We start from the raw sequence: 9,745 nt of genomic DNA, 5'->3' as shown, positions 1-9,745 counted from the left end.
GCTTTTTATTAAAACGATTCATATGTTTCACGTGAACATGTAAATCGTTATATTTTGGCGTCGTTATGTTTTTGAAAGTATTCAGATGCGAGGATACTATACATTGCCATATCTCCAATTCCACTATTACTCCATCCAGCCTGTCGTAATGTTCCTTCGTATTGAAGGCCACACTTTTTCATTACTTTACCCGAACCCGGATTTCTAAGATCATACATGGCTTCTATTCTATTTACACCTACTTCTTCAAATAAGAATGAAATGATTGCTGCAAATGCTTCAGTTGTATATCCCTGACTCCACCATTTTCTTCCTATACAATATCCTATTTGTACTTTTTCTACTCTTTCATCTAATTCTACTACAGATATAGTACCTATAACTTCTCCAAAGGATTTTGGCACAATTCCCCATTGATAAAAATCAGATTTTTCATATTGACTTTTCCATATTTCCAATATATCTTCTGCCATTTTTATTTCTTTATTTGCTGGCCAAGTCAAAAATTTTGTGACTTCCGGATCATTTGACCAGTTTTGAAACATATTTTTTGCATCTTCGATTTCCAACGGCCTTAAAACTAATCGTTCTGTTTCCATTCTAATTGTTCCTTTATGTTGCATACCGGTTTCTCCTTTCGATGTCATACTTTTGGTACATAATTTTTTTTTTGAAATTAATTACTAGATATTTTATCATACTTTCTTAATGTTTCACGTGAAACATTTCCAAAATATTTCTTCTTTCTTTTTACTTTTCTTGTGCAAAGGACTGTAGTATAATAAGAACTATGAAATACTTTAATTGACCATAAAGAAAGCAGGTGTATATATGAACTGGAAGAAAAAACTAACTACTTGTGCTGCTGTCGCTGCTGCGGCTTCATTTTTCATCTATACAATGAACAAACTCACATACTTTCTTGCCACTGTAGACAATCTCTTGAAGACTACTGATGGCAGAACCTATGAATGGAAATTTGGAAATATTTTTTACACAAAGAAAGGAAACGGAAAACCACTTCTTCTTATTCATGACTTAAATCCGTCTTCCTCTGGATATGAGTGGCATCGCATTGAAAATCAGCTTGCAAAGAAATATACTGTTTATACAATTGACCTACTTGGCTGCGGACGCTCTGATAAACCCGATGTAACTTATACTAATTTTTTATATGTCCAATTAATTACTGATTTTATTAAAAATGTCATCGGAGAAAAAACAGATATTATCTCTTCCGGAGAATCTTCTTCCTTTGTGACAATGGCTTGCAGAAATGATGATTCTATTATTGATCGAATTATAATGATCAATCCACTTTCACTTCAGGAGTTATCGCAAGTTCCGACAAAAAAGGCAAAAATACAGAAATTCCTTATTTCTGTTCCTATTTTGGGTACATTACTGTACAATATCCTTGTTTCTCGTCGTGAAATTGAGTCTGATTTCTTTATGGATTATTTCTATAGTCCAAGTAAAGCAGAAGATTCCTATTTAAAAACGTACTATGAAACTGCTCATCTTGACAGCTGTCATGGAAAATATTTGTATGCAAGCTTACGCGGTAATTATACTAAGGCTAATATTACTACCGCATTAAAAGAACTTAATAATAGTATCTTTATTTTATCCGGTATCGGTACACCAGATAATAAAACTGTTGCTGAACAGTACAAACACCTTGCACCTTCTATTGAATCTGTTGATATCGATAAAGCGAAAGGTCTTCCACACCTGGAAGTTCCACTGGAAGTGCTGGAACAAATTGCTGTCTTTTTTGATGATGCTATTGATAGTATCACAGATGATGCAGCTAATACAAATGATAGCTCTAATACTGCTGATACAAATGATACAGCGCATAATGTAGTATAACTTATATATGAATAAATATGGATTTTCTTAACAAATACAATTTATTAGAACCCACATACTAATTTAATGAAATCACAGGAGATTATAACATGAAATATTTAATTGCATCAGACATCCACGGTTCTGCTTATTATTGCCGCAAAATATTAGAACAATTTAAAAAGGAAGCTGCCGATAAGATTATTTTACTTGGTGATATTCTTTATCACGGTCCGCGAAATGATCTTCCAAAGGAATATAACCCGAAATCAGTTACAGAAATGCTGAATTCTATAAAAGATAATATTTTTTGTGTCCGCGGAAATTGCGAAGCCGAGGTAGATCAAATGGTTTTAGATTTTCCGGTACTGGCAGATTACGCACTTTTATGTGAGCAGGGTACTATGATTTTTATCACACACGGTCATCTTTATAACCTGACAGACTTGCCAAAAATCGGACCAAAAGATATTCTCCTTCACGGTCATACCCATATACCTGCTTTGGAAGCTACAGAGCACTGTATTTATATGAATCCAGGCTCTGCTTCTCTCCCAAAAGAGAACAGTATTCCAAGCTATATGACATTGGAAGATGGACATTTTCTCTGGAAATCTCTTGAAACCGGTGATATTTACAAAGAGTATACACTATCAGAAAAATAGCATTGTCAGAAATTCTATGATAGATTCTCTGAACAAAATTCTGAATAAAATCAAAAAGCGAAGCCCTGCTACATCTCTAACAGCGGACTTCGCTTTCTGATTATCTTTTTCTTTATGAATTCCTTTATGAATTATTTTAGCGGTTCTTTTGCCGGAAGCCCTGCTTTTCTAGGATATTTTTTTGCTGTAGCCTTTTCTTTTTTTATAGCTACAAATGATCTTCCAATATCACTTCCCGGAAGCTGAAATTTTACAACATCTGCTACCGTTCCGCCAAGAATCGATACGGCTTTTCTGGATGCATCAATTTCTTCCTGAATTTCACCTGATTTATAAGAAATAAACTGTCCCCCAACTTTTGTGTATGGAATGCAATATTCACTGAGTGTTGCTAAATTCGCAACTGCCCTGGATACACAAAGATCATATTGTTCACGGTATTCTTTCTGTTTTGCAAAATCTTCTGCCCGGCCATGAATTGTTTTAATATCCTGCAGCCCTAATTCCCGGATTACTTCATCAAGAAATTTGATTCGCTTATTCAAAGAATCAAGTAATGTAATCTTTAAGTGAGGAAATGCAATTTTCAACGGGATTCCAGGAAATCCGGCTCCTGTTCCGATATCGATGACTGTATTTACTTTACTTAAATCTACGGCTTTTACAACAGCAAGACTATCTATGAAATGCTTTTCATTTACTTCTTCATACTCTGTAATTCCCGTCAGATTCATCACTTTATTCCATTCTACCAACAGTTCATAAAACTTATCAAACTGCTGCTTCTGCTGTTTTGTCAATACAAGATTAAGCTCCTGAAGCTTTTCATCAAATAACTGACTCATTTTATTTCCCTCCAAGATAAACAAGAAGCACTGAGATATCCGCCGGAGAAACACCGGAAATCCGGGATGCCTGTCCGATAGATCGCGGTCGGAATGCCTTTAACTTCTGTACTGCTTCAATTCTCAAACTTTTTACATCATCATAATTAATATTTTCCGGTATTTTCTTTTTCTCCAGTTTTTTAAACTGTTCTACCTGTTTCGCCTGACGCCGGATATAACCGTCATACTTAATATTTATATTTACCTGTTCTTCTACTTCTTCGCTGAATTTTCCCGGACGTGTACTATCGATTGGTTCTATCGCTTCATACGACAATTCCGGGCGGCGAATCAATTCTGCCAGAGAAGTTCCTGACGTAAGAGGTGTACTTCCATACTGCGCCAGAAGTTTCTGCACAGGTTCAGAGTTACCCACATGCGCATGCTCCAAACGCTCTACTTCTCCACAAATCTGCTGTTCTTTCTCCAAAAGATGTTGATATCTCTCTTCAGAAATCAATCCGACTTCATAACCAATCTTCGTCAGCCGCTGATCCGCATTATCCTGCCGAAGAAGAAGTCTGTATTCTGCTCTGGATGTCATCATTCGATATGGCTCATGGCTTTCTTTTGTTACAAGATCATCGATCAATACGCCAATATACCCCTGTGAACGGTCAATGACAATCTGTTCACGGCCGAGAATCTTTAAAGCTGCGTTAATTCCGGCAACAATCCCCTGAGCCGCTGCTTCTTCATATCCGGAACTTCCATTGAATTGTCCGGCACTGTAAAGTCCGCTGATATCTTTGAATTCCAATGTGGCATCCAACTGTCTTGCATCGATACAATCGTATTCGATCGCATAGGCATTTCTCACAATCTTTACATGTTCAAGGCCTGCCACGCTGCGGTACATCTCATACTGTACATCTTCCGGAAGAGAACTGGACATTCCTCCCACATACATCTCATTTGTATACAGTCCTTCCGGCTCAATAAATACCTGATGTCTGTCTTTGTCGGAAAATTTTACCACTTTGTCCTCTATAGACGGACAATACCGTGGCCCGGTTCCTTCGATCATACCTGAGAATAACGGCGAACGATCCAGATTATTCCGAATGATTTCATGTGTCTTTTCATTTGTATAAGTAAGCCAGCATGAAACCTGATCAATCTGTACATCTTCCCGGTTTGTTGTAAATGAAAACGGAACGACCCGCTCATCTCCAAACTGTTCTTCCATCTTACTAAAATCAACTGACCTTCGGTCAATTCTTGCAGGTGTACCTGTTTTAAAGCGGTACATGGTAATTCCAAGCCGCTTTAATGCCTCTGTCAGGTAATTAGCCGCCTGAAGCCCGTTAGGGCCTGTTTCACTGCTGACATCACCATAAATACACCTTGCTTTCAAATATGTCCCTGTACAGAGAATTACAGCCTTACAGCGGTATATACATCCGGAATATGTCTGTACTCCTGTTATTTTCCCATCTTCTGTCAGAATATCTACTACTTCTGCCTGTTTTACTTCCAGGTTTTCCTGATTTTCCAGTACAAGCCGCATCTCCTTTGTATATTCTGCCTTATCTGCCTGTGCGCGCAGTGAATGTACTGCCGGGCCTTTGGATTTGTTCAGCATTTTGGACTGGATAAATGTCCGGTCGATGACTTTTCCCATTTCACCGCCCAGAGCATCCACTTCCTTTACAAGATGACCTTTTGAACTTCCGCCGATATTCGGATTACACGGCATTAACGCAATACTTTCTACGCTGACGGTAAATACAATCGTGCGCAGACCAAGCCTTGCAGATGCCAATGCCGCCTCACACCCTGCATGTCCTGCACCAATTACTACAACATCATATGGATCTTTATTTTCCCATACAGAATTTACTGAATATTTCATTAACCAAATCTTCTCCTATCGTTTCTCCGGTAATACTTCCAAGCGCCTCATAAGCATCCATCAGATCAATGGAATAAAAATCTTCCGGCATCTGATTTTCTATACTTTGAAGTACTTTTTTCAGACTTTCCCGAGCATCCAGAAGCGCTGTCTTATGCCGGACATTTGTAATATAAACTTCATTATTAAAAGAAATATCTCCCTGGAAGAACATCTCTTTCAGAACCTGTTCAAGCTCTCTGATTCCGGTTTCTTCCTTTGCAGAGATTTGGATCATCGGTTTTTGAAGCTGATTCTTCAGCTCTTCTTCCGTTACAACTGATTCCAAATCTGTTTTATTTAACAACACAATTGCCTGCTTGTCCGCGATCATCTGCATGATCTCACTGTCATTTTCATCAAGCGGCCGGGAAACATCTACTACGTAGATGATAAGATCCGCGTCATTCATCTGTGATTTAGCGCGGTCAACCCCGATCTTTTCCACAACATCTTTTGTATCGCGAATCCCTGCTGTATCGATAATATTCAGGCTTACTCCGTGAAGGTTAATATGTTCTTCAAGAATATCTCTTGTTGTTCCTTCAATATCTGTTACGATAGCCCGCTCTTCTCCTACAAGTACATTTAACAGAGAGGATTTTCCTGCATTTGGCTTACCGACAATAACCGTACGGATTCCTTCCTTCATAATACGGCCGTTATCCGCAGAATCTATCAGCTTCTGAAGTTCTTCAAGAAGCTTCTCCACAACTCCCCGAAGTGTTTCTCCATAGCCATCTACATCAATATGTTCCGGATCATCTAGCGCAGTTTCAATGAACGCTGTATGATACAGGATTTCCGCGCGGACTTCTCCAATCTTTTCATGAACAGAACCTTTCAGCTGACTGACAGAACTCTTTAGTGCGTACTCATTCTGAGCTTCAATGACATCAATAACTGCTTCTGCCTGAGACAGATCAATTCGTCCGTTTAAGAATGCTCTTTTTGTAAACTCTCCCGGCTCTGCCGGTCTTGCACCATACTTAATTACAGTTTCAAGGATTCTCTTAACAACAAAAACTCCTCCATGACAGTCAATTTCTACCGTATCTTCACCCGTATAACTGTGTGGCCCTTTCATCAGCATCACAAGCACTTCATCAATAAATTCTTCGCCGTCTGCAATATATCCATAGTGGATTGTATGGCTTTTCTGATCAGCCAGACATTTTCCGGATTTACTTCTATATATTTTTGTAATAATATCTAATGCATCTTCGCCGCTGATCCGCACAATTCCAATACCGGAATTTGACATTGCTGTTGCGATCGCAGCAATCGTATCTTTTTTTAACATAGCCTTCCCTTTCCTTTTTTCTTCAAGAACGCAAATTTATTATATTATATTTTTATCGGCTGTACAAGAACAACCATCAAACCACACCATTGCCTTCATAGAAAAAAGACAGTAAAGTATGATACCCTACTGTCTTCTTCCTTAAATTACTTACGATTCGGAGTTACTACAACTCTTCTGTATGGTTCCTCTCCTTCGCTGTGAGTAGATACATAACGATCTGCCTGCAGCGCTGAGTGAATGATTCTTCTCTCATACGGATTCATTGGTTCAAGAGAAACTGGTTTTCTTGTACGTTTTACTTTTGATGCAATATTTTTTGCAAGATTTTCTAATGTTTCTTTTCTTCTCTTACGGTAATTTTCTGTATCTAATTTAACGCGTACAAATCCTTCCTGGTTTTTGTTAGCAACACGGTTTGTCAGATACTGAAGTGCGTCCAGTGTCTGTCCTCTCTTACCGATCAGGATTCCCATGTGTTTTCCTTTCAGTTCGATTGCAAGAGCGCCTTCCTCATCGATCTCTGTTACAATCTCAACTTCCAGGTTCATTGTCTCAAATACACCTTTTAAGAAATCCACACAGGCTGTCTTTGTCTCTTCTGAAATCTCAGCAAGTTTCACAGGTTCTTTTTCCTCTTCCTTAACCGGAGCAACTGTTTCTTTTACTTCCCGGTGAAGTTCTCTTGCAGCATCCTTTTTGAACTCTTTTTGTTCTTTATGCTCTTTATGTTCTTTGCGAGATTCTTTTTTTGGTTCTTTCTTGAACTCTTTTTTCGGTTTTTCCTTTGCCGGCGCTTCCGGCTCTTCTTTTTTAATTTCTTCTTTCGGAGGTTCCACTACCTTTTTGCGGGCTTTGATTACAGCCTGCTTACGGCCGATTCCAAAGAAACCTTCACTTCCCTTTTCAATAACATCATATTCTAACATATCGCTTGTGATTTCCAGCTCGATCAAAGCTTCTGTATCGCATCACTAAGCGTTCTTGCTGATACTGTGATTTCTTTCATAATTCGTGCCCCCATCCAGTCACTATTATCATTTACTTATTTTTATTGCTCTCGTTAAATTCTCTAACCATATTTGCTTTCGCTGCAAGACTGCCCTGTTTTGCATTCTTGTTTTTCTCTGCAGCCTGCTGAAGCTTCTCATCACGCTCTTTTGTTGACATCTGTGCTGTCTTCGGCTCTGCAATATTACGAACATTCTTCTGAGCCATCTCATTTAATGTAGAAGCCGCAACACCCTGTTTCTCACGTTTCTTCGCAGCTTTTTTCTGGTTCTCTTCAATCATGGACTCGATAGATTTCTTATCCATATATCTATTTACAGCCACCTGCTGCACAGATCTTACAACTGCACTGGCAATCCAGTATAAACCAATACCTGACGGGAATGTGAAACACATTACCATTGAGAAAATCGGCATTGTCAGGTTCATCATCTTCATAGAAGAAGCAACCGGGTTATCCGGATCTGTCTCCTGCTGCGGCATCAGCTTCATGTTCAGCCACTGTGTAAATCCGGAAATTAACGGAATTGCAACTGCAAGAATGATAGAAATAATCGCACCTGTCTTAATTGCATCCATGAACAGAGTCATTGGTGTCTCGGCAATATTGATTCCGAGAAAACTGTTCAAATGGATCAGACTGCTCTGTGTATCTGTAATTAAATCTGCCATACTTGGAATCTTGTCTGCAAGTTCTGCCCAGGATTCACTCTGGAATTTGTACAGAACATCTACGATCGTATTCGCTTTTGTATAATCAAAACGTTCCGGACTGATATTGATCGGCGCTTTGCTTCCGATCTTCTCAATTGCTTTTAATGCAGAATCAGAACTTAAAATATTATTTACAAGCGGCATATATGCTGCTTTAATTCCATTTACGTACGCCGGAATGTTCTGAATTACTGCGAAAAGTCCCATGATCAACGGAAACTGAATAAACATTGTGGAACAACCGCTTGTCGGTGAAACACCGTATTTCATGTAAAGCGCCTGCATCTCTTCCTGCTGCTTCAGCATAGATTCCTGATCTTTCTTTCCTTTATATTTCTTTGAAATCTTCTGAAGCTCCGGATTCATTACTGCTGACATTTTTGAGAATTTCTGCTGTTTGATCGTCAGCGGAAGCATCAATGTGTAAATAACAATTGTAAAAAGAATGATACATAAACCGATATTCTGAATACCGATTGTATCAAGCACAACAAAAATACCATTCATTAATTTTCCGAGCAGCCAAGCGATCGGTCCAATAATAAATGAATTTGACTGTGTTAATAAAACTCCTGACATTTTTTCTCCTCCATCTTTACCTTTTTTTAAGGTACAGGATCATACCCTCCTTTTGAAAATGGATTACAGCGCAAAATCCTCCATAACGTCAAAAGACCGCCTTTGAATGCACCATATTTCTCAATCGCTTCTATGCCATACTGAGAACATGTCGGTGTGTAGATGCAACAGGCCGATCTTTTTAATCCCGATAAATATTTCTGATAAAATTTAATCATTCCGATTAATATTTTTTTCACTGCTGATATCTCCATTTATATCATCTATAATATTATGAAGTTTTCCCAAGTGGAGTAATGCGCTCTCTATTTCCTGATATGTTCTGCCTTTCGCGCCTGCTCTTGCTATAATAATAATATCTAATCCACATTGGAATCTGCCTTCTTGTAGTCTGTAGCTTTCTCTGATCAGACGTGTAACACGATGTCTGACAATACTATTGCCTACTTTTTTACTGACAGAGATTCCCACCCGGTTCTTTCCCAGGTGATTCTCCATCTGATACATAATCAAATATTTGTTTGCAAAAGACTTTCCTTTTTTATATACATACTGAAAATCGTGATTTTTTTTCAGTGATTCGGAAAATTTCATTCAAAGTTCTCCTTTTCTTCTTTATATATAGAAGAAAAGGCCACATATATGCGGCCTATGCTGATAACTGTTTTCTTCCTTTTGCTCTTCTGGCTGCTAATACTTTTCTTCCGCCAGCTGTGCTCATTCTTGCTCTGAAACCATGAACTTTAGCTCTGGATCTCTTTTTTGGTTGGAATGTCATTTTCATTGATATCCACCTCCTTACTGAATTCAAGTACTTTATATAATATACTTGCTGCAA

Annotated in this window: 10 protein-coding genes and 1 pseudogene; 2 read left to right on the top strand and 9 right to left on the bottom strand. The window is 38.4% G+C overall.

Annotation, left to right across the window (positions count from 1 at the left end; translation table 11 throughout):
• Positions 1-47 precede the first annotated feature (47 nt).
• The gene (locus tag DWX73_RS08305; protein ID WP_118348359.1) at positions 48-623 is read right to left on the bottom strand and encodes a GNAT family N-acetyltransferase; all 576 of its coding nucleotides are present in this window, start codon (positions 621-623) and stop codon (positions 48-50) included.
• Positions 624-831: 208 nt separating this feature from the next.
• On the opposite strand from DWX73_RS08305, the gene DWX73_RS08300 reads away from it, so the two are divergent.
• Together DWX73_RS08300 and yfcE are read left to right on the top strand one after the other, a co-directional pair.
• Positions 832-1,875 (top strand): alpha/beta fold hydrolase, encoded by a 1,044-nt coding sequence (locus DWX73_RS08300; protein WP_158556837.1) that lies wholly within the window; start codon positions 832-834, stop codon positions 1,873-1,875.
• Positions 1,876-1,964: 89 nt separating this feature from the next.
• On the top strand, positions 1,965-2,519 hold the full coding sequence (gene yfcE / locus DWX73_RS08295; protein WP_118348358.1) for a phosphodiesterase: 555 nt from the start codon (positions 1,965-1,967) through the stop codon (positions 2,517-2,519).
• A gap of 131 nt (positions 2,520-2,650) precedes the next feature.
• Here the strand turns inward: yfcE and rsmG are convergent, their stop codons facing one another.
• The 8 genes and pseudogenes from rsmG to rpmH all read right to left on the bottom strand — a co-directional run bounded on the left by rsmG (position 2,651) and on the right by rpmH (position 9,691).
• Complete coding sequence (gene rsmG / locus DWX73_RS08290; RefSeq protein WP_118348357.1) at positions 2,651-3,364, bottom strand: 16S rRNA (guanine(527)-N(7))-methyltransferase RsmG; 714 nt, start codon at positions 3,362-3,364, stop codon at positions 2,651-2,653.
• A 1-nt stretch (position 3,365) separates the two neighbouring features.
• Positions 3,366-5,261, bottom strand: coding sequence for a tRNA uridine-5-carboxymethylaminomethyl(34) synthesis enzyme MnmG (gene mnmG / locus DWX73_RS08285; RefSeq protein ID WP_118348356.1), 1,896 nt, complete (start codon positions 5,259-5,261; stop codon positions 3,366-3,368).
• Positions 5,227-6,603 carry a tRNA uridine-5-carboxymethylaminomethyl(34) synthesis GTPase MnmE gene (gene mnmE, locus DWX73_RS08280; RefSeq protein WP_118348355.1) on the bottom strand — a complete coding sequence of 459 codons (1,377 nt, stop codon included), beginning with the start codon at positions 6,601-6,603 and terminating at the stop codon, positions 5,227-5,229. Before mnmE ends, mnmG begins: the two co-directional genes overlap by 35 nt.
• Before the next feature lie 146 nt (positions 6,604-6,749).
• Positions 6,750-7,612: pseudogene (jag, locus tag DWX73_RS08275) on the bottom strand (RNA-binding cell elongation regulator Jag/EloR).
• A gap of 32 nt (positions 7,613-7,644) precedes the next feature.
• Positions 7,645-8,907 carry a YidC/Oxa1 family membrane protein insertase gene (locus DWX73_RS08270; RefSeq protein WP_118348354.1) on the bottom strand — a complete coding sequence of 421 codons (1,263 nt, stop codon included), beginning with the start codon at positions 8,905-8,907 and terminating at the stop codon, positions 7,645-7,647.
• A gap of 26 nt (positions 8,908-8,933) precedes the next feature.
• A complete protein-coding gene (gene yidD / locus DWX73_RS08265) occupies positions 8,934-9,146 on the bottom strand; it encodes a membrane protein insertion efficiency factor YidD (RefSeq protein ID WP_118348353.1) in 213 nt (70 codons plus the stop codon).
• Positions 9,118-9,501: a ribonuclease P protein component gene (gene rnpA, locus DWX73_RS08260; protein WP_118348352.1), complete on the bottom strand. Its 384-nt coding sequence runs from the start codon at positions 9,499-9,501 to the stop codon at positions 9,118-9,120. The genes yidD and rnpA overlap by 29 nt, the downstream gene beginning before the upstream one ends.
• 55 nt (positions 9,502-9,556) lie before the next feature.
• Entirely contained in the window at positions 9,557-9,691 is a 135-nt protein-coding gene (gene rpmH, locus DWX73_RS08255; RefSeq protein WP_008977315.1) for a 50S ribosomal protein L34, read from the bottom strand.
• Positions 9,692-9,745 lie beyond the last annotated feature (54 nt).

Origin of the sequence: Coprococcus sp. AF21-14LB, assembly GCF_003458885.1 — a bacterium.
Lineage (GTDB): Bacteria > Bacillota > Clostridia > Lachnospirales > Lachnospiraceae > UBA9414.
This window is presented reverse-complemented; position numbering and strand designations above follow the sequence as displayed.

Excerpts from the sequence above, each read along its gene's own strand:
- DWX73_RS08300 (WP_158556837.1), top strand. The coding sequence starts at position 832 with ATGAACTGGAAGAAAAAACTAACTACTTGTGCTGCTGTCGCTGCTGCG.
- rnpA (WP_118348352.1), bottom strand. The coding sequence starts at position 9,501 with ATGAAATTTTCCGAATCACTGAAAAAAAATCACGATTTTCAGTATGTA.
- rpmH (WP_008977315.1), bottom strand. The coding sequence starts at position 9,691 with ATGAAAATGACATTCCAACCAAAAAAGAGATCCAGAGCTAAAGTTCAT.
- DWX73_RS08305 (WP_118348359.1), bottom strand. The coding sequence starts at position 623 with ATGCAACATAAAGGAACAATTAGAATGGAAACAGAACGATTAGTTTTA.
- DWX73_RS08270 (WP_118348354.1), bottom strand. The coding sequence starts at position 8,907 with ATGTCAGGAGTTTTATTAACACAGTCAAATTCATTTATTATTGGACCG.
- mnmE (WP_118348355.1), bottom strand. The coding sequence starts at position 6,603 with ATGTTAAAAAAAGATACGATTGCTGCGATCGCAACAGCAATGTCAAAT.
- mnmG (WP_118348356.1), bottom strand. The coding sequence starts at position 5,261 with ATGAAATATTCAGTAAATTCTGTATGGGAAAATAAAGATCCATATGAT.
- yfcE (WP_118348358.1), top strand. The coding sequence starts at position 1,965 with ATGAAATATTTAATTGCATCAGACATCCACGGTTCTGCTTATTATTGC.
- rsmG (WP_118348357.1), bottom strand. The coding sequence starts at position 3,364 with ATGAGTCAGTTATTTGATGAAAAGCTTCAGGAGCTTAATCTTGTATTG.